At 66.4% G+C, this 23,780-nt stretch carries 22 protein-coding genes; 15 read left to right on the top strand and 7 right to left on the bottom strand.

What is annotated here, in order from left to right; all coding sequences use genetic code 11:
* Positions 1–16: 16 nt before the first annotated feature.
* Positions 17–1,222 carry a pyridoxal phosphate-dependent aminotransferase gene (locus B4A39_RS10035; protein ID WP_292036120.1) on the top strand — a complete coding sequence of 402 codons (1,206 nt, stop codon included), beginning with the start codon at positions 17–19 and terminating at the stop codon, positions 1,220–1,222.
* A 6-nt stretch (positions 1,223–1,228) separates the two neighbouring features.
* Here B4A39_RS10035 and B4A39_RS10030 read toward each other — a convergent pair whose 3' ends face one another.
* Positions 1,229–1,642, bottom strand: a complete 414-nt coding sequence (locus B4A39_RS10030; protein ID WP_292036118.1) for a hypothetical protein — start codon at positions 1,640–1,642, stop codon at positions 1,229–1,231.
* Entirely contained in the window at positions 1,642–2,616 is a 975-nt protein-coding gene (locus tag B4A39_RS10025) for a polyprenyl synthetase family protein (RefSeq protein WP_292036335.1), read from the bottom strand. The genes B4A39_RS10030 and B4A39_RS10025 overlap by 1 nt, the downstream gene beginning before the upstream one ends.
* Before the next feature lie 142 nt (positions 2,617–2,758).
* On the opposite strand from B4A39_RS10025, the gene B4A39_RS10020 reads away from it, so the two are divergent.
* The 3 genes from B4A39_RS10020 (at position 2,759) to B4A39_RS10010 (ending at position 5,162) form a co-directional block, all read left to right on the top strand.
* Positions 2,759–3,529 (top strand): tRNA1(Val) (adenine(37)-N6)-methyltransferase, encoded by a 771-nt coding sequence (locus tag B4A39_RS10020; RefSeq protein ID WP_292036116.1) that lies wholly within the window; start codon positions 2,759–2,761, stop codon positions 3,527–3,529.
* A gap of 28 nt (positions 3,530–3,557) precedes the next feature.
* Positions 3,558–4,169 carry a TIGR02466 family protein gene (locus B4A39_RS10015; RefSeq protein ID WP_292036113.1) on the top strand — a complete coding sequence of 204 codons (612 nt, stop codon included), beginning with the start codon at positions 3,558–3,560 and terminating at the stop codon, positions 4,167–4,169.
* Between the two features lie 75 nt (positions 4,170–4,244).
* Positions 4,245–5,162: an alpha/beta hydrolase gene (locus tag B4A39_RS10010; RefSeq protein ID WP_292036111.1), complete on the top strand. Its 918-nt coding sequence runs from the start codon at positions 4,245–4,247 to the stop codon at positions 5,160–5,162.
* On the opposite strand, the gene B4A39_RS10005 is transcribed toward B4A39_RS10010, so the two are convergent.
* Positions 5,159–6,667, bottom strand: coding sequence for a serine hydrolase (locus tag B4A39_RS10005; RefSeq protein ID WP_292036107.1), 1,509 nt, complete (start codon positions 6,665–6,667; stop codon positions 5,159–5,161). The genes B4A39_RS10010 and B4A39_RS10005 overlap by 4 nt on opposite strands.
* A 177-nt stretch (positions 6,668–6,844) precedes the next feature.
* Between B4A39_RS10005 and ettA the strand changes: the two genes are divergently transcribed.
* From ettA to B4A39_RS09955, 10 genes are all read left to right on the top strand, one after another.
* A complete protein-coding gene (gene ettA / locus B4A39_RS10000) occupies positions 6,845–8,512 on the top strand; it encodes an energy-dependent translational throttle protein EttA (protein ID WP_292036105.1) in 1,668 nt (555 codons plus the stop codon).
* Between the two features lie 98 nt (positions 8,513–8,610).
* The gene (locus B4A39_RS09995; RefSeq protein ID WP_292036102.1) at positions 8,611–9,540 is read left to right on the top strand and encodes a 2-hydroxyacid dehydrogenase; all 930 of its coding nucleotides are present in this window, start codon (positions 8,611–8,613) and stop codon (positions 9,538–9,540) included.
* Between the two features lie 113 nt (positions 9,541–9,653).
* Positions 9,654–10,616 carry an ArsR/SmtB family transcription factor gene (locus B4A39_RS09990; RefSeq protein WP_292036098.1) on the top strand — a complete coding sequence of 321 codons (963 nt, stop codon included), beginning with the start codon at positions 9,654–9,656 and terminating at the stop codon, positions 10,614–10,616.
* The gene (gene metF, locus B4A39_RS09985) at positions 10,616–11,563 is read left to right on the top strand and encodes a methylenetetrahydrofolate reductase [NAD(P)H] (protein ID WP_292036095.1); all 948 of its coding nucleotides are present in this window, start codon (positions 10,616–10,618) and stop codon (positions 11,561–11,563) included. The genes B4A39_RS09990 and metF overlap by 1 nt, the downstream gene beginning before the upstream one ends.
* Positions 11,564–12,658 (top strand): homocysteine S-methyltransferase family protein, encoded by a 1,095-nt coding sequence (locus B4A39_RS09980; protein ID WP_292036092.1) that lies wholly within the window; start codon positions 11,564–11,566, stop codon positions 12,656–12,658.
* Between the two features lie 10 nt (positions 12,659–12,668).
* A complete protein-coding gene (locus B4A39_RS09975; RefSeq protein WP_292036090.1) occupies positions 12,669–13,349 on the top strand; it encodes a class I SAM-dependent methyltransferase in 681 nt (226 codons plus the stop codon).
* Positions 13,349–16,030 carry a methionine synthase gene (gene metH, locus B4A39_RS09970; RefSeq protein WP_292036087.1) on the top strand — a complete coding sequence of 894 codons (2,682 nt, stop codon included), beginning with the start codon at positions 13,349–13,351 and terminating at the stop codon, positions 16,028–16,030. The genes B4A39_RS09975 and metH overlap by 1 nt, the downstream gene beginning before the upstream one ends.
* A gap of 125 nt (positions 16,031–16,155) precedes the next feature.
* On the top strand, positions 16,156–16,686 hold the full coding sequence (locus B4A39_RS09965) for a hypothetical protein (protein WP_292036084.1): 531 nt from the start codon (positions 16,156–16,158) through the stop codon (positions 16,684–16,686).
* A 2-nt stretch (positions 16,687–16,688) separates the two neighbouring features.
* Positions 16,689–17,093, top strand: coding sequence for a TIGR01244 family sulfur transferase (locus B4A39_RS09960; protein WP_292036082.1), 405 nt, complete (start codon positions 16,689–16,691; stop codon positions 17,091–17,093).
* Positions 17,094–17,325: 232 nt separating this feature from the next.
* Entirely contained in the window at positions 17,326–18,231 is a 906-nt protein-coding gene (locus tag B4A39_RS09955; protein ID WP_292036080.1) for an MBL fold metallo-hydrolase, read from the top strand.
* Here B4A39_RS09955 and B4A39_RS09950 read toward each other — a convergent pair.
* The 4 genes from B4A39_RS09950 to B4A39_RS09935 are packed head-to-tail and all read right to left on the bottom strand — an operon-like array spanning position 18,139 to position 22,842.
* The gene (locus tag B4A39_RS09950; protein WP_292036077.1) at positions 18,139–19,254 is read right to left on the bottom strand and encodes a M48 family metallopeptidase; all 1,116 of its coding nucleotides are present in this window, start codon (positions 19,252–19,254) and stop codon (positions 18,139–18,141) included. The two genes, B4A39_RS09955 and B4A39_RS09950, sit on opposite strands and share 93 nt — an antisense overlap.
* A gap of 26 nt (positions 19,255–19,280) precedes the next feature.
* The gene (locus B4A39_RS09945; RefSeq protein ID WP_292036075.1) at positions 19,281–20,432 is read right to left on the bottom strand and encodes a YjgN family protein; all 1,152 of its coding nucleotides are present in this window, start codon (positions 20,430–20,432) and stop codon (positions 19,281–19,283) included.
* 52 nt (positions 20,433–20,484) lie between these two features.
* Positions 20,485–21,192: a DUF1499 domain-containing protein gene (locus tag B4A39_RS09940; protein WP_292036073.1), complete on the bottom strand. Its 708-nt coding sequence runs from the start codon at positions 21,190–21,192 to the stop codon at positions 20,485–20,487.
* Positions 21,193–21,210: 18 nt separating this feature from the next.
* Positions 21,211–22,842, bottom strand: coding sequence for a long-chain-fatty-acid--CoA ligase (locus tag B4A39_RS09935; RefSeq protein ID WP_292036071.1), 1,632 nt, complete (start codon positions 22,840–22,842; stop codon positions 21,211–21,213).
* Positions 22,843–23,055: 213 nt separating this feature from the next.
* Here B4A39_RS09935 and udk point away from each other — a divergent pair, with 213 nt between their 5' ends.
* Positions 23,056–23,700 carry a uridine kinase gene (gene udk, locus B4A39_RS09930; RefSeq protein ID WP_292036070.1) on the top strand — a complete coding sequence of 215 codons (645 nt, stop codon included), beginning with the start codon at positions 23,056–23,058 and terminating at the stop codon, positions 23,698–23,700.
* Positions 23,701–23,780: the final 80 nt, after the last annotated feature.

The following is a 23,780-nucleotide window of genomic DNA, read 5'->3' as shown; positions in this document are numbered from 1 at the left end:
ACCAGACGGGATAGACATGTCCAGCCTTCAGTCCGCCGCCCTCGCCCGCGTCAAGCCTTCGGCCACCCTGGCCGTGACCGCCCAGGCGCGTGAGCTGAAACGTCAGGGTCGTGACGTGATCGGTCTGGGCGCCGGCGAGCCGGACTTTGACACCCCGGACAACATCAAGGCGGCGGCCATCGACGCCATCAATCGCGGCGAGACCAAGTACACCGACGCGGACGGCATGCCCGAGCTGAAGGCCGCCATCGTGGCCAAGTTCGCGCGCGAGAACGGCCTGACCTACGCCGCCAACCAGATTCACGTCGCCTCGGGCGGCAAGCCGGTCATCTTCAACGCCTTCGCGGCGACGCTGAACCCCGGAGACGAGGTCATCGTGCCGGCGCCCTACTGGGTTTCCTATCCGGACATGGTGCTTCTGGCCGGCGGCGAGCCCGTGACCGTGGTCGGCCAGGAAGCCGACGGCTTCAAGCTGCGTCCCGAGGTCCTGGACGCGGCCATCACGCCCCGGACCAAGTGGATCATCCTCAACTCGCCGTCGAACCCGACCGGCGCCGCCTATACCCGAGCCGAGTTGGAAGCCCTGGCCGTGGTGCTGCGCAAGCACCCGCAGGTCTGGATACTGACGGACGACATGTACGAGCACCTCGTCTATGGCGGGTTCGAATACCTGACCATCGCCCAGGTGGCGCCCGACCTCTATGACCGCTCCCTGACGGTCAACGGCGTGTCCAAGGCCTACGCCATGACCGGCTGGCGCATCGGCTATGCGGGCGGTCCCAAGCCGCTGATCGATCTGATGCGCAAGGTGGCCAGCCAGACGACCTCGAACCCGTCGTCGATCAGCCAGTGGGCGGCTGTCGAGGCCTTGAACGGGCCGCAGGACTTTCTGGGCGAGCGCTCCGCCGCCTTCGAGCGCCGGCGCGATCTGGTGGTGTCCATGCTGAACCAGGCCTCGGGCGTCCGTTGCCCCACGCCGGAGGGCGCCTTCTACGTCTATCCCTCGATCGAAGGCCTGATCGGCAAGACGACGGAATCAGGCGTCGTCATCACCGACGACGAGGTCTTCACCGCCGAACTGCTCAGCCAGGAGGGCGTGGCCGTGGTCCAGGGCACGGCCTTTGGCCTCAGCCCCTACTTCCGTGTCAGCTACGCCACGTCGGAAGCCGTGCTGGAAGCCGCCTGCGCGCGCATCCAGACCTTCTGCGCCAGCCTGAAGTAGGTCCGACTAAAGCGGCGCCGGCGGAATATTCAGCGTCGGCGCCGTCTTCAGGATGAAGGACAGACACCAGTCAGTCGCACGACGCGCATTGTTCTGCTGGCCGTCGGGATTGCGCGTCAGCAGGCAGGCGGCGTCAGGCCTGTGCCCCGCCTCGGCCCCGGCATAGAGCACCAGTCCGCCCGCAGGCCCGGCGTCCTCGCGATACATCATCATCAGAGGCCCGGCCGCGTGCAGGTTGAAAGCGCCAGCCTCGGCCTGATCCCCTCCAAGCAGGCTGCGCGCCTGCGCCTCGGGATCCCCCGACGCCAGGCGGAACAGTTCGGCCTTCAGCGCGTCGCCAGGTTCCGGCGTCATGGTGAATCGCGGCAGGTCTTGCGGGGCGGCTGTCAGCATGCCCGCGATGACGACCGCCAGCAGCATCAGGCCGCGCGGCTGACCGCAAAGTCGGCCAGATCTTCAAGCGCCGACCGCCAATCGCTGGCGGGAAGAACCGACAGCGCAGCCTTGGCCCGATCAGCATAGTCGGCGGCGGCGTCCAGCGTCGCCTCGACCGCGCCCGTGCCCAGGATCAGTTCACGAGCGCGGATGAAGTCTTCGGGCGTGCGTTCGCCCTTGGTGATGACGCGGTCCCAGAACAGATCTTCCCTGCCCTTGGTGCGCTGGACGGCCAGCAGCAGCGGCAAGGTGGCCTTGCCCTCGTTGAAGTCGTCGCCTGCATTCTTGCCCAGGGTCGCGGTGTCGCTGCCATAGTCGAGCGCGTCGTCGGCCAACTGGAAGGCGATGCCCAGGGCCATGCCGTAGTCGCGCAGCGCCTTGACCTGTTCCTCGGTCGCGCCTGCGCCCACCGCGCCCGACTCGGCGGCGGCGGCGAACAGTTCGGCGGTCTTGGCGCGGATGATCTGCAGATAGGTGTCCTGATCCAGGTTCAGGTCGTGGGCGCGCGTCAGTTGCAGCACCTCGCCCTCGGCGATCACGCTGGACGCCGTAGCCAGAATGCCGAGCGCGCGCAGCGAATCCGTCTCGACCATCAGTTCAAAGGCGCGCGCGAACAGGAAGTCACCGACCAGAACCGACGAGGCGGCGCCCCAGATCAGGTGCGCCGCCACCTTGCCGCGTCGCATTTCCGAGCCGTCGACGATGTCGTCGTGCAGCAGGGTTGCGGTGTGGATGAACTCGACCGAAGCGGCCAGCTTCTTGGCGCCCAAAATGTCGTCGGCGGCGCCGATGGCGCGCGCCGCGGCGACGGTCAGCAACGGCCGCAGACGCTTGCCGCCCGCCGAGACCAGGTGCTCGGCCAGCATGGGGATGACGGGCACGTCCGACTGCATCCGGGCGATGATCAGGGCGTCAACCGCCGCCATGTCGTCCTTGGCCAGACGGACAAGAGCGTCCACATCGCCCTTGGGGCGGGGAGCGGCGACGAATGCTGCGTCCACGAAAATCTCTTTCAACACAGGAGCGAAGGGGGAGATTCGCTCGAAAAACCACCACACCCGCTTGCCCGGACGCGACGCGGCGCACAATGGTGGCGGCGTCATGACGGGTCAAGCCGAGTCCGCCCTTACTGTCGCCGCCGATGTGGCGGAATCCGCCCTGCTGGGCGGCCGCGCGCGCCTGCGCCAGCCGGTGAAGGGCTATCGCGCCGGCATGGACGCCGCCCTGTTGGCGGCCGCCGTCGCCGCCAGGCCGGGCGAACGTCTGATCGAAGCCGGTTGCGGCGCCGGCGGCGTGCTGATGCAGATCGCCGGGCGCTGTCCCGGTGCAGGCCTGACCGGGCTGGAGCGCGACGCGATTGCTGCAGGACTGGCGCGTGAGAACGCCGTCCTGAACGGCGTCGAAGATCGCACCGCCATCCTGAGCGGCGATGTGGCGCACGGCTTTCGGGCGCTGGACCTGCCGACCTTCGACTGGGCCGTCAGCAATCCCCCCTTCTTCGATGATCCCGGCGCGCTGCGGACGCCCGCCCCCGGCAAGGTCGGCGCCTGGATGGCCGACGACGGGCTGAAGGCCTGGACCGGCTTCCTGCTGAAGGCCGTGCGCGAGGGCGGCAAGATCGTGGTCATCCACCGCGCCGACCGCCTGGCCGATCTGCTGGCGCTGCTGGGCGAGAAGGCCGGCTCCTTCGCCGTCCGTCCCGTCCACCCCTATGCCGACCAGCCGGCCAAGCGCGTGCTGGTGCAGGCCATCAAGACCGGCAAGGCGCCGTTGCGACTGCTGCCGCCGCTGATCCTGCACGACCGCACCGACGCCAAGCACAGCCCCGAGGCGGAGGCGATCTTGCGGGGGGAAGCGGCTCTGCCTTTCTGAAGTTGCCTGCTTGGCCTATGGAACCGCCATGTCCCTGCGCCCCCTCTTTCCGACCCAGGTCTACGAAGCCTCGCTGGCCGCGGCGCCCGCCTGGCCGGAACTGCACGAGGAAATCCTCGATCTCTGCCTGGTCATGGCCGAGGAAGACGAGGCCGGCATCGAATGGTGCAAGACCAACCACTATCCCGGCTACACCTCCTACGGCTCGATCAACGACCTGCCGCATCGCTTCCCCGAGTTCGCGGAACTGAAGCGACTGCTGGACAAGCACGCCGCCGCCTACGCCAAGGCGCTTCACTTCGATCTGGCGCGCAAGCCTCGGCTGGACAATCTGTGGGTCAATGTCCTGATGCCCGGCGGCGGACACACGGGGCACATCCATCCGCACGCCATCATATCCGGCACCATCTATGTCCACGTGCCAGACGGGGCCTCGTCGCTGAAGATCGAGGACCCCCGCCTGACGATGATGATGGCGCGCCCCGGCCTGACCGCCGAGGCGACCGAGGCCGAGAAGCCCTTCGTCTATCTGAAACCGGCGTCAGGCACGATCCTGATGTGGGAAAGCTGGCTGCGCCACGAGGTCCCGGCCAACCGCGCCGAGGAACAGCGCATCTCGATCAGTTTCAACTACGCCTAAGACAACCTTGGCTGCCCTTTCCTCGCCCCATTTGCCCTCAAGTCTGCCTTTCTGGTGAAGCTTGAGGGGGCGTCCATGCGGGCATTGGGACTGGCGACGATTCTGGTGGCGACGAGCCTCGTCGCGGGCTGCGGCGAGAGAGCGGACGCCCAAACCACCGCCAACGCCGCCGCCGCCGGCGAGGGCGCGCCCTATGTGCTGACGGGCACCCAGGTCTGGTCCGTGCCCGATCCGGTCTCGGGTCGCGACTATCAGGTCTTCGTCAGCCTGCCCGCCAGCTATGAGACCCAGCCGAATCGTCGCTACCCGGTCCTCTATGTCACCGACGCCGACTACGCCTTTCCAATCATCCGTCAGATCGCACGGCGGGTGAACCTGGAGGGGCCGGTGATCGAGGAGTTCATCCTGGTCGGCCTGTCCTACGCCAAGGGCTACGGCGGCGCCGACAGCCGCCGCCGCGACTACACCCCCACGCCGAACGGCCCCCGCAATTCCGCCGGCTCCGTACATGGTGGAGGCGCGGCCTATCAGACCTATCTGAAGACCCAGGCCCTGCCCTTCGTGGAGCAGAAGTTCCGCGCCGATCCGGCGCGCCGCGTCCTGCTGGGCCATTCCTATGGCGGTCTGCTGGGCGCCCAGATCATGTTCACTGATCCGACGATGTTCAGCAGCTACGTGCTGGGCAGCCCCTCCTTCTGGTACGACAAGCGCCACATGATGAAGGTCGAGGCGGACTACGCCCGCACCCATCGCGACCTGCCCGCCGAGGTCTTCATGTACGTCGGCGGCTTCGAAGGCCCCGGCCCCACCGCTCGCCACAGCACCGACGCCGACATGGTCGGCGACATGCACACGATGGAGCGGGCGCTGAAATCGCGCGCCTATCCGGGCATCAGCATCCAGTCGACGGTGCTGGAAAACGAGGACCACCTGACCGTCGCACCGGTCGGCTTCACCCGCGCCCTGATGGCGGTCTTGCCGGCCAGGCCCTAGTTACGCACGAAGACCGCGTCCTGATAGACCAGCGCGCTCGGGCGGCCATCGGCGTCCAGCTTGAACACCAGGCCCTCGCCCCGGAACGGGGTCAGTTCGACGCGCAGACCCTCAGGCTCGGTCAGGTAGTCGGCTAGGGCCTGCTGTACGCCGATGGCGACTGACAGACGCTCGCCCGTCTCGCGGATCGTCAGGGTTCCATAGGCCGGGTTAACGTAGTCGCCGACGTAGGCGGCGTTGGCGAGCGACAGGGTGCGCGGTCGTTTCGCCCGCGCCTCCAGCGCCCCGCCGATGCCTGCGCGGCGGCGGTCGCGCTCGGCGATCAGGGCGGCCAGCCTGGCGTAATAGACAGCGTCAATGTCGGGCAGACCTGCGAACCAGTCATAGGTGTAGTTGGCGACCACATCGGCCAGATCGCCGACGAAGGCGTCTTCATTGACCATCACCGCCACGCCCACGCGGCGCTCCGGCATGAAGGAGACATGGGCGCGCGAGCCGGAGAAGTTGCCGAAGTGGTGGATCAGCACGTCGTCGCCATAGCGTCCCACCTGCCAACCCAGGCCATAGCCAGTGCGGACATAGAGGCCGAAGCTCGCCTCCTGCGCCACCCGCGATGCATGGGTCGAGGCGACGAGCCCTTCCGGAAACACCTGCCGCCCATCGACCCGACCGTCGTTAATCTGCGCCTCCAGCCAGATCGCCATGTCTCTGGCGGTCGAGATCAGCCCGCCCGCCGACTGCATGGTCGCGTCAGTCTTCTGCAACGGCGACCGCTCGGGCTGGCCGGGAATGCGACCGAAATGACCGGCCGCGACCACCACCCCCGACGCCCGCGCTTCGTCGATGCGCGCAGTCGTGGCGCTCATACCCAGCGGCGTCAGCACCTCGTCCTCGACCATCTCGCGCCAGTCGCGGCCCCAGTGGCGGTCGCTCAGGACGGTGGCGAGGTTGTAGCCGGAGTTGTCATAGACGAACTGGCCATAGGAGGTGTCGCGCGGCCGCGTCTCCGCAGTCAGCCGCCATAGGACCTCGGGGCTCCAGTCGCCGGAATAGGCAAGACGAAACGCGATGGGGTCATTGTCCACGCCTGAACGATGGCTGAGCAGATCGGCCAGAGTAATCCGCGTGGCGATGTCGGCAGGCACGCCCGACGGCGGCGCCCAGTCGGCCAGGGGCGCGTCCAGATCCACCTCGCCCCGTTGCGCCATGGCCGCAAACGACAGGGCGGTAAAGGACTTGGTGGCCGAAGCGATGTAGAATCGGGTGTCCGCCGTGACGGCTGCGCCGGTCGCCACATCCGCCACGCCGAAGCCCGCGGCGTGGACCAGCCCTTCCTCGTCCACGACAGCCACGGCCAGGCCCGGCGCCGCCTCGACGCGCTGCATCGCCCTTTGCAGGAAGGCGTCCATCGCTGCGCCAAAGGCCGCTCGATCCTGCGCCCCGGCCTCGCCCGCCGTGCCAGTGATTACCGCCGCCAACAGCATCCCCATCGACCGTGATTGCATGAAATCGCACTCCCGCCCCCAGCGGGCTGACGGGTAGAGGCCGCAACAGGCCCGAACGGATGCAGCGCCTTCAAACCGCCCTGCGTTACGTCTAGAGATTTGCCCAAAGGGTCTGCGACGGCTACATCCCGCGCCAACCTCCCCATCAGATCAGACGACAGGGCGAAACCGCACCTCATGGCGCAGCAATATATTTTCCAGATGCAGGGTCTGACCAAGACCTTCCCCGGCGGCAAGAAGATCTTCGAGAACATCTGGCTGAGCTTCTACAACGACGCCAAGATCGGCGTTGTCGGGGTCAACGGCTCGGGTAAGTCGACCCTGCTGAAGATCATGGCTGGCCTGGACACCGAGTTCACGGGAGAAGCCCGCGCCGCCGACGGCATCAAGCGCGGCTACCTGGAACAGGAACCCAAGCTGGATGACAGCCTGAACGTTCGCCAGAACGTCGAGTCTTGGTGCGAAGAGAAGCAGTGGGTCAACCGCTTCAACGAAGTCGCCAACGAACTGGGCGAAAACTACACCGACGAACTGATGGAGGAGATGACCGCCCTCCAGGAGAAGATCGACGCCGGCGACGTCTGGGACATCGACAGCCGCATCGAAATGGCCATGGGCGCCCTGCGCTGCCCGCCGGACGACTGGGAAGTCACCAGCCTGTCGGGTGGTGAGAAGCGTCGCGTGGCCCTGGCCCGCCTGTTGCTGTCCAAGCCCGACATGCTGCTGATGGACGAACCGACCAACCACCTGGACGCCGAATCTGTCGCCTGGCTGCAGCATCACCTGGAGAACTTCCCGGGCTGCGTCATCCTGGTGACCCACGACCGCTACTTCCTGGATCAGGTCACCAAGTGGACGCTGGAACTGGACCGCGGCAAGGGCCACCCGCACGAGGGCAACTACTCCTCCTGGCTGGAAGCCAAGCAGAAGCGCGTCGTTCAGGAACAGTCGGAATCGGAAGCCCGCCAGCGCGCCCTCACCCGCGAACTGGAATGGGTCCGTTCGGGCGCCAAGGCCCGCCAGGCCAAGTCCAAGGCCCGTCTGGCCGCCTATGAGCGCATGGTCGACGAGCAGGAATCGATGCGCGGCGCGCAGACGCACGCCCACATCCAGATCCCGCCTGGTCCGCGTCTCGGCAACGTGGTCCTGGAAGTCGAGGGCCTGAAGAAGTCCTATGGCGACAAGACTCTGTTCGACAACCTGACCTTCAAGCTGCCGCCCAACGGCATCGTCGGCGTCATCGGTCCCAACGGCGCCGGCAAGTCGACCATGTTCAAACTGATCACCGGTCAGGAAACGCCGGACGGCGGCACGATCAAGGTCGGCGAAACGGTCAAGCTGGCCTATGTCGACCAGTCGCGCGACGATCTGAAGCCGGACGAAACCATCTGGCAGGCCATCTCGGGCGGCACCGACGTGATGATGGTCGGCAAGCGCGAGATCAACACCCGCGCCTATGTCGGTTCGTTCAACTTCAAGGGCGGCGACCAGCAGAAGAAGGTCGGCCAACTGTCCGGCGGTGAGCGCAACCGCGTGCACTTGGCCAAGACCCTGGCCTCGGGCGGCAATCTGATCCTGCTCGACGAACCGACCAATGACCTGGACATCGAAACCCTGCAGAACCTCGAAGAGGCCCTGGAGGAGTTCGCCGGCTGCGCCGTGGTCATCTCCCACGACCGCTGGTTCCTTGACCGTCTGGCCACCCACATCCTCGCCTTCGAAGGCGACGGCCACGTGGAATGGTTCGAGGGCAACTTCGAAGCCTATGAGCAGGACAAGATGCGCCGCCTGGGTGCGGACAGCATCATTCCGAAGCGTATCCAGCACCAGAAGTTCGGTCGCTGATCCGACGCTGATCTGAATGAAAACGGCCCTCCGAGCGATCGGGGGGCCGTTTTTCTTTGGCCGCTGACGCTCCGGCGGAACCGGGTTAGTCTGCCCGCATGACCCAGCGCCCCGCCCTCCTGATCATGCAGCGGCACCTCGGACCGCTCAGCGCCTTCCTCGAAAGCGCCTATGACGTCTATCGCTTCTGGGAGGGTCCGCCGATCGAGGCGGCGCACGACGTGCGCGTTCTGGTCGTGGCGGGCGAATTCGAGCTGGACAAGGACCTGATCGAACGCCTGCCCAACCTGTCGCTGATCGCCTGTTTCACCTCGGGCTATGACGGCATCGATGTGGAGTGGTGCCGCGCGCGCGGCCTGCCCGTCACCCACGCCCCCGCCATCAACCATGAGGACGTGGCCGACCACGCCATCGGCCTGATCCTGGCCGCCCGGCGTCAGATCGCCGAGGGCGACCGGCAGGTCCGCGCTGGCGGCTGGACCCCAGCCTCCAAGACCATCACCCCGTCGATGGGCGGGCAGACCCTGGGCATCGTCGGCCTGGGCGCTATCGGCGAGGCCATCGCTCGTCGCGCAGAGGTCATGCGCATGAACGTCCAGTGGTGGGCGCCGCGCGCCAAGGAGGCCGCTTGGCCCCGCGCCGACAGCCTGCTCAACCTAGCCCGCGCCTCGGACATTCTGGTCATCGCCTGCCGCGCGGATGAGACCAATCGCGGGCTGATCTCCGCCGAGGTGATCGAGGCGCTCGGCCCCGCCGGCCTGCTGGTCAACGTCGCGCGCGGTCAACTGGTGGACGAAGACGCCGTCATCGCCGCCTTGCGCGACGGGCGGCTTGGGGCCGCTGCGCTGGACGTCTTCGAGACCGAGCCGACCGACGCACCGCGCTGGGCGACCGTGCCCAACACCGTCCTGACGCCCCACACGGCCGGCGCCACGGCCGAGGCGGTGCAGGGCATGCTGATGCTGCTGTTACAGAACCTGTCAGCCCATTTCGCGGGCGAACCGCTGAAAACGCCCGTCGCGACCTAGAGCGCACGATTTCAGGGATCGCTGAATGATCCATGCGGCTTGACCGCCCTATTGCTCGCGCTTGCGGTCAGTTTTCGCTTGCATAATCGTATAAGGATATCTTTATACGACCCATGACTCTTACTGCTGACCAGACCGTCGAAGCGCTGCGCGCCGCTGGCGAACCGACCCGTTTGAGGGTGCTGTCGTTGCTGGCCGCAGAGGAGCTGTCGGTCATGGAGTTGTCTCGGGTTCTGGACCAGAGCCAGCCCCGCGTGTCGCGCCATCTGAAGCTGATGGCGGACGCCGGCCTGATCGAACGATTCCCGGACGGCGCGCGAGTCTTCTATCGCCTGTCTCATGACGCCCTGTCGCGCCGCCTGATCGACACGGTGCTCGACCTGCTGGACGACGCTGAGGGCGAGGCCGACCATCGCCGCCTGGATGAGGTGCGCAAGGAGCGCTCCATCGACGCCGCCCGCTATTTTGAACAGGTCGCGCCACAGTGGGACCAGATGCGCAGCCTCTATGTCTGCGAGAGCGCAGTCGAGACCGCCGTCGAGCAGGCGGCCGGTCCGGGGCCGTTCCAGCGGGTCGTAGATCTGGGCACCGGTTCAGGCCGGATGCTGACCCTGTTCGGCAAAAAGGCGAAGATGTCGGTCGGCCTCGACCTGAGCCAGAACATGCTGAACATCGCCCGCGCCAACGTCTCCAGGGCCGGACTGGACAAGGTCGAGCTGCGCCATGGCGACATCTTCTCGACCCGGCTGCCGCAAGCCAGCGCCGATCTGGTGATCGTGCATCAGGTTCTGCACTACCTGACCGATCCCGCCGCCGCCGTGACCGAGGCCGCGCGTCTGGTCATGCCCGGCGGCAAGTTGCTGATCGTGGACTTTGCTCCGCACCAATTGGAGCAACTGCGCGAGGAACACCAGCACCGTCGGCTGGGCTTCGCCGACGAGGAAATTCGGGGCTGGCTCGAAAGCGCCGGCCTGACTGCGAGCGCGCCCATCGCCCTGCCGCCCGACACCGAAGGCCTGACCGTCCACATCTGGGCCGCCGAACGTCCCGCCGCCTCTGCTCGAAAGACTGCCTGATGGCTCCTTCCTCTCTCGCCGAAGCCCGCGCCCTGCTGCTGTCGCCGCTGGGTCCCGTCGCCCGCGCGGGCTCGAACCAGAACGCGGTCAACGTCTCCTTCGAGTTCTTCCCGCCCAAGTCCGATGAAGCCGAGGCCAATCTGTGGTCCGCCATTCGTCGGCTGGAGCCGCTGAACCCGGCCTTCGTCTCGGTCACCTATGGCGCGGGCGGTTCGACGCGCGAGCGGACGCACCGCACCGTGCAGCGGATCATCAGCGAGACCACCCTGCGCCCCGCCGCCCACCTGACCTGCGTCGAGGCCAGCCGGGCCGAGGTCGATGAAGTCATCGAGGGCTACAAGGCCATTGGAGTCGATCACATCGTCGCCCTGCGCGGCGACCCCCCGGGTGGAGACGGAATCGGCGGCGCCTATGTCCCCCGCGCCGACGGCTACGCCAACGCCACCGAGCTGTCCCAGGCCATCAACAGCGTCGGCGGCTTTGACATCACCGTCGGCGTCTATCCCGAACGCCACCCGGAAAGCCCCTCGATCGACCACGACATCGATGTGCTGAAGGCCAAGGTCGACGCCGGCGCTACGCGCGCAGTCAGCCAGTTCTTCTTCGACATCGAGGCCTTCCTGCGCTTCCGCGACCGGGTGCGGGCGGCGGGCGTGACCATTCCCCTGATCCCCGGCATCATGCCCGTGTCCAACTTCAAGGGCCTGAGCCGGATGAGCGCCGCCTGCGGCGCCTCCATCCCCGACTGGCTGGCGGCCCACTTCGACGGGTTGGACGAGGATCCCGAGACCCGCAAGCTGCTGGCCGCTTCCATCGCCGCCGAGACCTGCGCGCGACTGCAGGAAGAGGGCTTCTCGGACTTCCACTTCTACACCCTGAACCGCGCCGAGCTGGTCTATGCGATCTGCCGGGTGCTGGGCGTACGTGAAACCAAGGCTGTTGCGTAAATGACTTCTCCGCTTTCCCGTCCTGAACGGATCGCCGCCCTGCACGCGGCGGCCAAGGAACGCATTCTGGTCCTCGACGGCTCCTGGGGCGTGATGATCCAGCGGCGCGGCCTGGAGGAGGTCGATTTCCGCGGCGATCGCTTCGTCGCGTCGAACGGCTATGACGAAAGGGACCAGATGAAGGGGAACAACGACATCCTCTGCATCACCCGGCCCGACGTGATCGCCGACCTGCACGACCAGTATTTCGGTGCAGGCGCGGACATCAGCGAGACCAATACCTTCTCGGCCACCGTCATTGCCCAGGACGACTATAAACTGGACGCCCAGGCCGTCTGGGACATCAATCTGGAAGGCGCCAGACTGGCCCGCGCGTCCGCCGACCGCTGGACCGCTAGGGAGCCGCACAAGCCGCGCTTCGCCGCGGGCTCCATCGGCCCGCTGAACAAGATGCTGTCCATGTCGTCGGACGTGAACGACCCCGGCGCGCGCCTGGTGACCTTCGACGAGGTCTATGAGGCCTATCGCCATCAGGTGAAGGCCCTGAACGAGGGCGGCGTCGACCTCTATCTGATCGAAACCATCACCGACACGCTGAACTGCAAGGCCTGCATCAAGGCCATCAAGGACCTCGAGGACGAGGGACTTGAGCCTCTGCCCATCTGGATCAGCGGCACCATCACCGACCGTTCTGGCCGGACGCTGTCGGGCCAGACCGCCGAGGCCTTCTGGAACTCCGTGCGCCACGCCAAGCCGTTTGCGGTCGGCTTCAACTGCGCCCTGGGCGCCGACCTGATGCGGCCCTTCATCGCCGAACTGAGCCGGGTGGCTGACACCCTGGTCGCCGCCTATCCCAACGCAGGCCTGCCCAACGCCATGGGCCAGTACGACGAACAGCCCCACGAAACCGCCCACTTCATCGAGGAATGGGCCGCCTCCGGTCTGGTCAACATCGTCGGCGGCTGCTGCGGCACCACGCCCGACCACATCAAGCACGTCGCCGAAGAGGTCGCGCCGCTGAAGCCGCGTGAGATCCCCGAACGCCCCGTGGCCATGCGCCTTTCGGGGCTGGAACCCTTCGAACTGGTGGCGTGAGGACGAGACGATGACCGACAAGATGGCCGAGTTGTTCAAGGACCCGGAACACGTCAGGACCTACGCCGAGCGCCCCAAGAAGATCGTCCCCGGCTTCGACGGCCTGCATCGCATCATGGCGCAACTGATCGGCGAAGCGTCGCCCGAGACCACGCTGGTGGTTGGCGGCGGCGGCGGTCTGGAGCTGAAGACCCTGATCGACGCCCTGCCCGATGGCCGGTTCTGCGCCGTCGATCCCTCGGCTGAAATGATCGCTCAGGGCAAGGCCTACCTGGGAGATCCCGCGTCGGTCGATTGGGTCGAAGGCTATGTGTTCGACGCTCCGGACATCCGTTTCGACGCCGCGACCTGCATGCTGACCCTGCATTTCGTGCCCGACGACCGTGCGAAACTGGAGACGCTCAGGGCCATCCACAGCCGTCTGAAACCCGGCGCGCCCTTCGTCATGGCGCATATCAGCGTCGACAAGAACGATCCCGCGTCCGACCGCGATTTTGACCGCTACATCCGCTTCTCCAGCGACAGTGGTCTGGATCCGGAAATTCTGGCCAAGGCGCATGAGCGCGTGCGCACGCAGCTCAACTGCGTCGGCCCTGCACGCGATGAGGCATTGTTGCGTGAGGCAGGGTTCCGCGAGATCGAGCAGGTCTTCCAAGGCCTGTCGTGGCGCGGATGGGTGGCCTACGCCTGATGCGCCCGATCTTCATCAACGTCGGCGAGCGGACCAATGTCACCGGCTCGGCCAAGTTCCGTAAACTGGTGGTGGACGGCGACTACACCGCCGCCCTCGACGTCGCGCGTCAGCAGGTCGAGGCGGGCGCCCAGGTCATCGACATCAACATGGACGAAGGGCTGCTCGACGGCGCCGTCGCCATGCGCACCTTCCTCAACCTGATCGCCGCCGAGCCCGACATCGCCCGCGTGCCGGTCATGATCGACAGCTCCAAGTGGGAAGTCATCGAGGCGGGTCTGAAGTGCGTTCAGGGCAAGCCGATCGTCAACTCGATCTCGATGAAGGAGGGTGAAGCCGCCTTCCGCGAGCACGCGATCAAATGCCTGCGCTACGGCGCCGCCGTCGTGGTCATGGCCTTCGACGAGGTGGGCCAAGCCGACACCGCCGCGCGCAAGATCGAGATCTGCACCCGCGCCTACAACATCCTGGTCAACGAGGTCGGCTTCCCGCCCGAGGACATCATCTTCGACCCCAACATCTTCGCCGTGGCGACGGGGATCGAGGAGCACGATAACTACGCCGTCGACTTCATCGAAGCGGTCAAGGTCATCAAGGCCACCCTGCCCTACGCCCGCATCTCGGGCGGGGTGTCGAACGTCTCGTTCAGCTTCCGCGGCAACGAGCCGGTGCGCCGGGCCATCCACAGCGTCTTCCTGTACCACGCCATCAACGCCGGCATGGACATGGGCATCGTCAACGCCGGCGACCTGCCGGTCTATGACGACATCGACCCGGTGCTGCGCGAGGCCGTCGAGGACGTGATCCTGAATCGGCCGCAGCGGACCAACGTCTCCAACACCGAGCGGCTGGTCGACATGGCGCCCAACTACAAGGGCGAGAAAGGCGCGGCGCGCGTCGTCGATCTGAAATGGCGCGAGCAGCCCGTCGCCGCCCGCATCGCCCACGCCCTGGTCCACGGCATCACCGAGTTCATCGAGGCCGACACCGAAGAGGCTCGCCTGTCGGTCGAACGGCCGCTGCACGTCATCGAAGGTCCGCTGATGGACGGGATGAACGTGGTCGGCGACCTGTTCGGCTCGGGCAAGATGTTCCTGCCGCAGGTGGTCAAGTCCGCCCGCGTGATGAAGCAGGCCGTCGCCTGGCTGGAACCCTTCATGGAGGCCGAGAAGGCCGGCAAGCCGCGCGAGCAGGCGGGCCGCATCCTGATGGCGACGGTCAAGGGCGACGTCCACGACATCGGCAAGAACATCGTCGGCGTCGTGCTTCAGTGTAACAACTACGAAGTCATCGACCTGGGCGTCATGGTCCCAGCCGACCGCATCCTGGACGCCGCCGTCGAGCACAAGGTCGACATCGTCGGCCTGTCCGGCCTGATCACCCCGTCGCTGGACGAGATGGTCTTTGTCGCCCGCGAGATGGAGCGGCGCGGCTTCGACATTCCGTTGCTGATCGGGGGCGCCACGACCAGCCGCACCCACACGGCGGTCAAGATCGAACCGGGCTATCGCAAGGGCTCCACAACCTATGTCATCGACGCCAGCCGTGCCGTCGGCGTGGTGTCGGGCCTGCTGTCGCCGACCGAAAAGGCCAGGAACGAGCAGGCCACCCGCGACGAGTATGTTCGTATCCGCGAGCAGTATGCACGCGGCCAGGAAGTGAAGGCCCGCGCCACCCTCCAGCAGGCGCGCGAGAACCGCTTCAACGCCGATCCGGCCGCCACCATGGCGGGCAGACCGTCCTTCCTCGGCGTGCGTTCATTCGACGCCTGGGACCTGCAGGATCTGGCCGACCACATCGACTGGACGCCCTTCTTCGCCAGTTGGGAGCTGATCGGGCGCTACCCGCTGATCCTCGAAGACGAGATCGTCGGCGAGGCGGCCAGGGACCTGTTCAAGGACGCCCAGGCCATGCTGAAACGGATCATCGACGAGAAGTGGTTCACGGCGAAAGGCGTCGTCGGCTTCTGGCCCGCCCAGGCCGTGGGTGACGACATCGCGGTCTATGCCGACGAGACCCGGGCCGAGGAAATCGCCCGCTTCCACACTCTGCGCCAGCAGATCAAGAAATCGAACGGCAAGCCCAACCTGGCCATGTCCGACTTCATCGCCCCCCTCAACAAGAATGGGGAAGGCCAAGACTACATCGGCGCCTTCGCCGTCACGGCTGGTCATGGCGAACTGGAAATCGCCAAGAAGTTCAAGGATGCCGGCGACGACTATTCCTCGATAATGGCCACGGCCCTGGCCGACCGCCTGGCCGAAGCCTTCGCCGAAGCCCTGCACAAGAAGGTGCGGACCGAGCTGTGGGGCTACGCCGCCGACGAAGCCACCTCGGTGCAGGACCTGATCGAAGAGAAGTATCAGGGCATCCGTCCCGCCCCCGGCTATCCGGCCCAGCCCGACCACACTGAAAAGGCGACGCTATTCCGCCTGCTGGACGCCGGGAACAACGCCGGCATGGCCCTGACCGAGAGCTACGCCATGACGCCTCCAGCCTCGGTGAGCGGCCTCTATTTCGGCCATCCGGGCAGCCACTACTTCGGCGTCGGCAAGATCGATCGGGATCAGATCGAGGACTACGCGGTTCGCAAGGGCTGGGACGTGGAGACCGCCGAACGCTGGCTGGCTCCGATCCTCAACTACGACCCCGGCGCCGTGGCGCGCGATACGGCGGCCTGAGTCATAAGGGAGCGTGTAAGACACCCGGCGTCGAGGCGCCCTCGACGCCATCTTGTCTGGCTCAAAAGGACATAGCGTGGCATTAAGGGAACAGCTTCAATGCGTTAGTTCCCATGGAGAGCAATGTGCGCATTATCATCGCGCGATCCGTCATGATCGCCGCCATTTCATCCCTTGCCGGCCCCGGATTTGCGCAAAGCTCTACCGTTGCACGATCTCCACTGCTGGAACAGGTCGCTCGCTGTCGCCAGATCACGTCCGACGCTGAGCGCCTCAGCTGCTTTGACCGGGCCGCAGGTGATCTGGATACGGCCGAGCGCCAGGGTGAGGTTGTCGTTGTCGAACGCGGTCAGATCCAGGAAGCCCGCCGGCAGTTATTCGGATTTGAACTCCCGTCGCTCCCGCCAATGTTCACGCGCGGGGCGGAAGAGGAGAAGCTGGACGCTGTTGAAACCGCTCTCGTCAGCGCCAGTCAGAGCGCGGACGGCAAGTGGATTTTCCGGCTGGCTGACAACTCGGAGTGGCGTCAGATCGATTCTGGCCCCGTTCGGTTCCAGAACCGGGAAGGCACGGAAATTCGGGTGCGCCGCGCGGCCCTGGGCAGCTATCAGCTCACCGCAGGACGCAGCCGGGCGGTTCGCGTAAAGAGACAATAGAGATGATCGATCCTGTCGCCCTGAATGATCGCATCTGGATATCCGGCCAGATCGCGGCTGAAGACCTGGCTGACGCGGCAGCGCGCCTCGGCGTCCGCAAGGTAGTGAACAATCGCCCCGATCACGAAGATCTGGGCCAGCCGACCAGCGCCGAAATCGGCGCCGCCGCAGAGTCGGCCGGACTGGCCTTCCTCGACGCGCCGGTGCGCGGCCTGCCAGATCCGGCAACCGTCGACCGGGTCGGGCAGTTTCTGGAAGATGGCGAACCGACGCTGTTGTTCTGCCGTTCAGGCATGCGCTCTGCCGTGACCTGGGCCATGGCCGAGCGGGCTCGCGGCGTTCCCGCCGACGATCTGCGTGAGCAAGCCCTGGCCGCCGGCTACGATCTTAGTCGCGTGCCGCTCTGATCAGCGCACGATCATGGCGCGGGCGGCGTAGGGCGCGACGGGCTCGGGCGTGCAGGACGCCACCACCCATTGCGCCGCCAAGAGACAGGCGATGGTGAAGGTCACGGCTGCAAGCCGATTTGGCGCAGAAAAAACAGCAGTTCGGATCACGGCGAAGGCTCCCGAATAGGTTACAGGCGTTGAACGCAAGGTTGGCGCCACGCCGACCGCGGCTCTTGCAGGACGAACGCCCGTGATCCCCTATGTCCGACAGTTCGATTTCGCCTATGGCCGCCGCGATCAGGTCTCGCCGCTGATTCAGCGTGTCATCGCGGACAATCCCGGCCCCTTCACCTTCACCGGGACCGGCACCTACATTGTCGGACGCGACATGCCGGGCGCAGGCGTGGCGGTCATCGACCCAGGTCCCGATGACGAGCGCCACCTGCATGCTCTGGTGCGGGCGCTGAACGGTCGACGTGTGAGCCATATCCTGGTGACCCACACCCACCGCGACCACGCCCCTCTCTCGCGCGGGCTGGCCCAGGCCGTCGGGGGGGCGCCCATCCTCGCGGCGAAACCGCCGCAGAAGACTGTTCACGCCTCGGCCGCGCTCGACGAAGACGACGACGCGGACTTCGCGCCGGACATTATCCTCAGCGATGGAGACATGGTCGAGGGTGACGACTGGACGCTGGAGGCCATGGCGACCCCCGGGCACGCGTCAAACCACATGGCCTTTGTCCTGCGCGAAGAGAACGCCCTGTTCAGCGGGGACCATGTCATGGGTTGGTCCACCAGCGTCGTCGCGCCGCCTGACGGCGACATGGCCGCCTACATGGACAGCCTCGACCGTGTGCTGGCTCGCGGTTTCTCGACCATCTGGCCAACGCACGGTCCAGCCATCACCCAGGTCGCACCGTTCCTTAAAGCCTATCGCCACCATCGGCTTGAACGCGAAGCCCAGGTGCTGGCGCGGCTGGCGGCGGGCGACGAGACCATCGCCCAGATGGTCCCGGCGCTCTACGCGGCTGTCGATCAACGGCTATGGCCGGCGGCCAGTCTGTCAGTCCTGGCGCATCTGGTCGCCCTGGTGGACCGAGGCGTCGTCGCCGCGTCGCCGCAGCCGGTCCTTGAGGCGCGTTACCGGATCCTTTGACCCTGCGCCGCAACTGGCTCGCACCGCCGCCCATTCGGACGGCGAAAGAGCAGACGCTCCCGGCTTGGCCGCATCCCTGGCCCGCTGGGCGCGTCGTCCGGAATCCGGGTGGGTAGAGACGAACTCGGCGGCCGTCGTCAAACGCTTGTCCTCGCCCTCGGCGTGCATCCGTTCAAAAAAGGGCGCCATGCCCTGCGACGACAGTCCGGCGGCCACCAGAAGGGCCTGCCCGCGCTGATCCGCCTCCAGCTCGGCGTCACGACCGTAGCGCAGATCGGTCGCCTGTCCCGCCAGCAGCACCGCCTGCTGGCCGGCCCCCGTCCCGCCGCCCACCACGGCGTCCAGCAACAGGCCGACGCCCAGACTGCGCCAGACCGCCTGCATGACGTGGCGTTTCTCGATATGGGCGACCTCGTGCGCCACGACGGCGGCCAGTTCATCTGGCGTCTCGGCCTCGCGGATCAGGTCGTCGGTGACCAGTATGGATCCCCCTGGCAGGGCGAAGGCGTTGACGAAGGGGGCTTCAACCGCCCGCACGCGGACGTCGAAAGGCGTGTCGGATTGGACCGCCAGTCGCGTGCCCAATTCGTCCAGAACGCCCTGCCCCGCCTCGCCCTCGCAGCGGCGGAACATCGCCCCCATCTGAGCGTCGAAGCTGCGCCCCATGTCCTTTTCCATCTGGATCGGCGTGGCCCGCGCCAGAGGTCCGGCGAATACCGGCACGCCCCAGAAGACAAAGGCCGTGACCGACAGACCCGCCGCGGCCAAGCCGATGACCAGCCGGGTCTCCCTCGCTCGGCCCCGCTTCTCCACCGCGACCGATCCGCCCAGAGCGATCCAATCGGCTTCGGCCAGCACCAGGCGGGCGTCAGGCTCGAGCGGATGCGACAGACGGGCCTGATCGCCCTCGCGTGTTACGTTCAGACCGTCGCGCGGCCAGAAACGGGGCTCGCCGTCGTCGGCGGCGAAGCGCAGACCGTCGTCGCCCCACTCGACCTCGACGGTCGCGGGTCTGGCGCTCAATCCGTCGTGAAACCGTCCCTGCATGTTCAGATGGCTGAGAAGCCGAAGGCGTCGGCAAGACCCTCGCCCGAGCCGGGGCCTCGGCCTGCCTGGCGCGCCAAGTCCAGATGCGCCAGCCCCGCCGAACTCAACCGCGACACCATGAAGTGGGCGGTCCGGGCTTGAACCCATGGCGTCAGGAAGCCCAGTGACAGCATCAGGACCGCCATGTTCGAGACCGTCAGCCACCACAGCGGGATCGGCTGGACATCCAGATGGAAACCGGCCCCGTCCAGCGTCACCCCGGCGCTGATCGAGCGCAGCATGGCGGCGTGATAGGGCGACCAGATCAACAGGAACAACGGGGCCAGCAGCAGCATCATGCCGTAAAGCCCCAGGGTGAAGGCCAGCCCGGGCGCCTGCCCCGCAGGCGCGTCCAGCATTCCTAGAGCGGCGAACAGGCCGACCATGCCGAAGACGAAGACGAAATAGCCGACAGCCGTGCCGATCCAGCCCAGGGCGTACCAGCCGTAGACGCTGACCTTCTCCGCACGCCCCATGCGAAAGCGGATGCGGCGATCGCCAAAGCGAAGCTCGTCCCACAGCTTCTCGGCCAGCCCGCGATGCGCCACTGGCCAGAACCAGCCCATCGTCAGGCCGCTGAGGAAGATCGCGCCCAGATACTTGAAGCCGTAGCTCCGCGCCGACCCGCCCAGCCGAAAGCGCACGCCGCGCCAGGTGGTGCGGCTGGCCATGTAGCGGAAGGCGGTGAAGAGCCCGAAGCCCCACAGCCAGAACAGGCCGAGATAGAGGATCGGATACAGGATCACGATCGCCGCGGGTCCGCCGAACTGGATAGCGAACACCGCCAGCAGCATGGGCAGACCCAGGGCCACCAGAGCCAGCAGGAAGCCGATGAACAGCTCCTTGCCGCGGCCGGTGTATTCAAAGGCGTCGCCGTTCAGTCGCACGCCCTGCCAGACCCGACGCCGCACCTCGGTCTTTCCCCAGAACCGGTAGAGGGTCAGGGTGACGATGTTCAGCAGGCCGTAGCGCAGACTGAGGCCCAGAAATTGTTTCGGCTGCAGCGTCGATTGGAAGCGCAGGACCTCGCCCGCCTCCTCGTTCACAGGATAGACCCCGTGCAGCGGCCCCAGACCGTCGTTGATCGGTCCGCCATTCAGCGTTGCGTCTGTCATCTGACCCCCCGGTTTTCCTGACCTTACTGGAGCGTAGCTGAACCAGGCAATGTCAACCTTGCGGCGCCAGCCCCTGAACCACCGCCTGCGCCAGGCGGCAGGCCTCGTCGCCCACACTCACGCCCTCGCGCTGGGCCACGCGCACGTCGGTGCGCCCCGGACGGATGCGAATGGCGGCGTCGTAGGTCAGGCCGAACCAGAACCCTTCCTGAGCGCCGTCGGCCCGGAAGGGGGCGGCGCCACGCACGGTGAAGCCCGCCGCCGACAGCGCCGCCGCCGCCGTTTCCGGCGCCACCTGACGCGGAACCGAAACAAGATCGGGGCAGGCGACGGAGGCTCCGCCGCCTCCTGCGCCCGCCCCGCCCCGCATGGCCAGGACCGCACGCGAGAAGGCCGGAGCCTCGGTGGGGTCGGTCGTCACGTCGTTATCCGCCGGGACCGCAAAACGCTGCTGCTGGACCAGGAACAGAGCCACGGTCGCCCCGGCTACGGCCAGCGATACGGCCGCGTAAAGCCCCCGTCGCCGGACGTCCTTCAAGGCGATAATCACGGCGACCAGCGCCGCCGCCAGGCCGGCGAAGGCCAGGATGCGGCCTATCTTCAGCGTCAGGACTTCCAGCCCGAACCCGGCGCTCCACAGGCCAAAGCGGGTCCCGAAGACGGCGGCCAGCACCACTAGCGGCGCCACAAAGGCCGCCAGCGTCAGCCCCCGCAGACGAACGTCCGCCGTTCGCGCCTGGGTCCGGGTCGGGTCTGCCATACGGCTCCTCCTGAAAGATCAGCCTGCGGTCGGCAGACGGTAATCCTTCATCTGCTCGCGCAGCAGCTTCTTGTCGATCTTGCCCGTCGCGCCCAGCGGAATGTCCGCCAGGAAGACCACGTCGTCGGGCATCCACCACTTGGCGATCTTGCCAACCAGGAAGTCGAGGTGCTCCTGCTTGTCCTCGGTCTCGCCCTCTTTCAGCTTGATCAGCAGGACCGGCCGCTCATCCCATTTCGGGTGCGCCGAGCCGATAACGGCGGCCAGCGCGACCTTGGGGTGGCCGACGGCCAGGTTCTCGATCTCGATGGAGCTGATCCACTCGCCGCCAGACTTGATGACGTCCTTGGCCCGATCAGTGATCTGCATGAAGCCGTGGTCGTCGATGGTCGAGACGTCGCCCGTGTCGAAGAAGCCCTCGTTGTCCAGGATCTCGCCGCCTTCGTCGCGGAAATAGGCGCGGGCGATGGTCGGGCCCTTGATCATCAGGCGGCCGTAGGTCGAGCCGTCGTGCGGCATCTCCTGACCGGCGTAGTTCTTCAGCTTCAGCTCGACGCCCAGAGGCGGCGTGCCTTGCTTGACCCGCCACTTCAGTTGCTCCTCGAACGGCAGGGCGGCCAGTTCGGGCGTCATGTTGGACAGAGTGCCGATGGGCGAGGTCTCGGTCATGCCCCAGCCCTGCAGCACCTCGACGCCGAACTCGTCATGGAAGGCGCGGATCATGCTCTCGGGCACCGCCGCGCCGCCGATCAGCACACGGGTCACGGTCGACAGCTTCAGCTTGTTCTCGCGCAGGTGGTTCAGCAGACCCTGCCAGACCGTGGGGACGGCGGCCGAGAAGGTGACCCCTTCGGTCTCCAGCAGTTCATAGATGGCCGGGCCATCCATGCGCGCACCGGGCATGACCAGCTTGGATCCCGCCGCCGGTCCGCCGAACGCGATGCCCCAGGCGTTGGCGTGGAACATCGGAACGACCGGCAGGATGACTTCCTTCGGCGTGGCCCCGAGAACCGTCGACTGCAGGCCCAGCAGGGTATGGATGAAGTTCGAACGGTGCGAATACAGGACGCCCTTGGGGTTTCCCGTCGTGCCCGAGGTGTAGCAGAGGCCGCAGGCGGTCTGCTCGTCGAAGCCGCCCCACTCGATGTCCTCGGACGACTGCTCCAGCACGCTTTCATAGCACTCGACGACCGGCAGCTTCGTCTGCGGCATATGGTCGGCGTCGGTCATGATCACCACGCGTTCGACCGACGGACAGTGCTGCAGAATGGCGTCGAGCAGCGGCACGAAGGTCAGGTCGACGAAGATGATGCGGTCGCCCGCATGATTGATGATGTAGACCAGTTGCTCCGGGAACAGGCGCGGGTTCAGGGTGTGGCACACGGCGCCGATGCCCATGATGCCGTACCAGGTCTCGATGTGGTCGGAGGTATTCCAAGCCAAGGTGGCGATGCGATCGCCAGGCTGCACGCCCCAGGCCTTCAGCGCGTTCGACACCCGCTTGGCCCGCCCGTGGATGGCGCCATAGGTCGTGCGCTCGATCGGCCCCTCGACCGATCGCGTCACGACCTCGCGGTTCGGGTGCCAGTTCCTGGCGTGATCGAGAATCTTGTCGACCGTCAGCGGCCAGTCCTGCATCAAACCCAGCATCGCATTCCCTCGTGTTGCGCCCTCTAGAACGTGGCGCTTTTCAGCGACGCTATCTAGGTGAACGGCGATAAGCAACGTGCCGTTAGGGAAACAAGGTCGCAGGACCTCGGCGCGTTCCGACGTCCCTGCGCCATGACACCCCGGTGATGCCGGCGACATGGTCAATCGCGCACGAGCGGCCTAGAAGGCGCTGCCGCCGCACGGAGACCGCCCATGACCATTCTGATCGCCATCACCGGGGGCTCCGGCTCCGGCAAGAGCACCCTGGCCGAGGCCCTGGTCACGTCTCTGCCGCCCGGGGTGGCGGTGCTCATGCGCGAAGACTCCTACTATCTGGACGCCGCAAGCGTGCCCGGGTTCGACGCGGACACCCACGACTTCGACGACGTAGCCGCGCGCGATCATGGCCTGCTGATTGAACACCTGACCGAACTGAAGGCGGGCCGACCTGTCGTCGCGCCACTATATTCCTTCATTCATCACGGTCGCGATCCGGGCGGAGAGCCGATCCCTGCGGCCGAAGTGGTGATCCTTGAGGGCACCCATGTGCTGTGCACCCCGGCCCTGACCGCCCTGTTCGACATCAAGGTCTTCGTCGACACCCCCGCCGACATCCGGTTCATCCGACGCCTGCTGCGCGATCAGACGGAGCGCGGCCGTACGGCGGAATCCGTGATCCACCAATACCTTCTGACGGTGCGGCCAGGACATGAGCGTCTGACCGAGCCCTCCCGCACCCACGCCGACTTCATCGTCGCCGACGCGACGGCGGCGGTTCGGCTGGAAGATCCGCAGGCGGTCATCCGTCTGGCCGCTCCGGTTCTGGCCCATCCACTCCTAGCCGCTTGGCATCATTAGTTGATTTCGGGTCGCAGAACCTCGTTACCCCTTGCAAAGACGGCAATTTGAAGGCACGGTCACCCTACGCTTTCGGGGTA

The organism is Brevundimonas sp. UBA4553 (assembly GCF_002387245.1).
GTDB lineage: Bacteria > Pseudomonadota > Alphaproteobacteria > Caulobacterales > Caulobacteraceae > Brevundimonas.
This window is presented reverse-complemented; position numbering and strand designations above follow the sequence as displayed.

Bases quoted from the DNA above. Each gene is read 5' to 3' on its own strand.
- B4A39_RS10035 (WP_292036120.1), top strand. From the start codon at position 17: ATGTCCAGCCTTCAGTCCGCCGCCCTCGCCCGCGTCAAGCCTTCGGCC.
- B4A39_RS10030 (WP_292036118.1), bottom strand. From the start codon at position 1,642: ATGCTGCTGGCGGTCGTCATCGCGGGCATGCTGACAGCCGCCCCGCAA.
- B4A39_RS10020 (WP_292036116.1), top strand. From the start codon at position 2,759: ATGACGGGTCAAGCCGAGTCCGCCCTTACTGTCGCCGCCGATGTGGCG.
- B4A39_RS10015 (WP_292036113.1), top strand. From the start codon at position 3,558: ATGTCCCTGCGCCCCCTCTTTCCGACCCAGGTCTACGAAGCCTCGCTG.
- B4A39_RS10010 (WP_292036111.1), top strand. From the start codon at position 4,245: ATGCGGGCATTGGGACTGGCGACGATTCTGGTGGCGACGAGCCTCGTC.
- B4A39_RS10005 (WP_292036107.1), bottom strand. From the start codon at position 6,667: ATGCAATCACGGTCGATGGGGATGCTGTTGGCGGCGGTAATCACTGGC.
- ettA (WP_292036105.1), top strand. From the start codon at position 6,845: ATGGCGCAGCAATATATTTTCCAGATGCAGGGTCTGACCAAGACCTTC.
- B4A39_RS09995 (WP_292036102.1), top strand. From the start codon at position 8,611: ATGACCCAGCGCCCCGCCCTCCTGATCATGCAGCGGCACCTCGGACCG.
- B4A39_RS09990 (WP_292036098.1), top strand. From the start codon at position 9,654: ATGACTCTTACTGCTGACCAGACCGTCGAAGCGCTGCGCGCCGCTGGC.
- metF (WP_292036095.1), top strand. From the start codon at position 10,616: ATGGCTCCTTCCTCTCTCGCCGAAGCCCGCGCCCTGCTGCTGTCGCCG.
- B4A39_RS09980 (WP_292036092.1), top strand. From the start codon at position 11,564: ATGACTTCTCCGCTTTCCCGTCCTGAACGGATCGCCGCCCTGCACGCG.
- B4A39_RS09975 (WP_292036090.1), top strand. From the start codon at position 12,669: ATGACCGACAAGATGGCCGAGTTGTTCAAGGACCCGGAACACGTCAGG.
- metH (WP_292036087.1), top strand. From the start codon at position 13,349: ATGCGCCCGATCTTCATCAACGTCGGCGAGCGGACCAATGTCACCGGC.
- B4A39_RS09960 (WP_292036082.1), top strand. From the start codon at position 16,689: ATGATCGATCCTGTCGCCCTGAATGATCGCATCTGGATATCCGGCCAG.
- B4A39_RS09945 (WP_292036075.1), bottom strand. From the start codon at position 20,432: ATGACAGACGCAACGCTGAATGGCGGACCGATCAACGACGGTCTGGGG.
- B4A39_RS09940 (WP_292036073.1), bottom strand. From the start codon at position 21,192: ATGGCAGACCCGACCCGGACCCAGGCGCGAACGGCGGACGTTCGTCTG.
- B4A39_RS09935 (WP_292036071.1), bottom strand. From the start codon at position 22,842: ATGCTGGGTTTGATGCAGGACTGGCCGCTGACGGTCGACAAGATTCTC.
- udk (WP_292036070.1), top strand. From the start codon at position 23,056: ATGACCATTCTGATCGCCATCACCGGGGGCTCCGGCTCCGGCAAGAGC.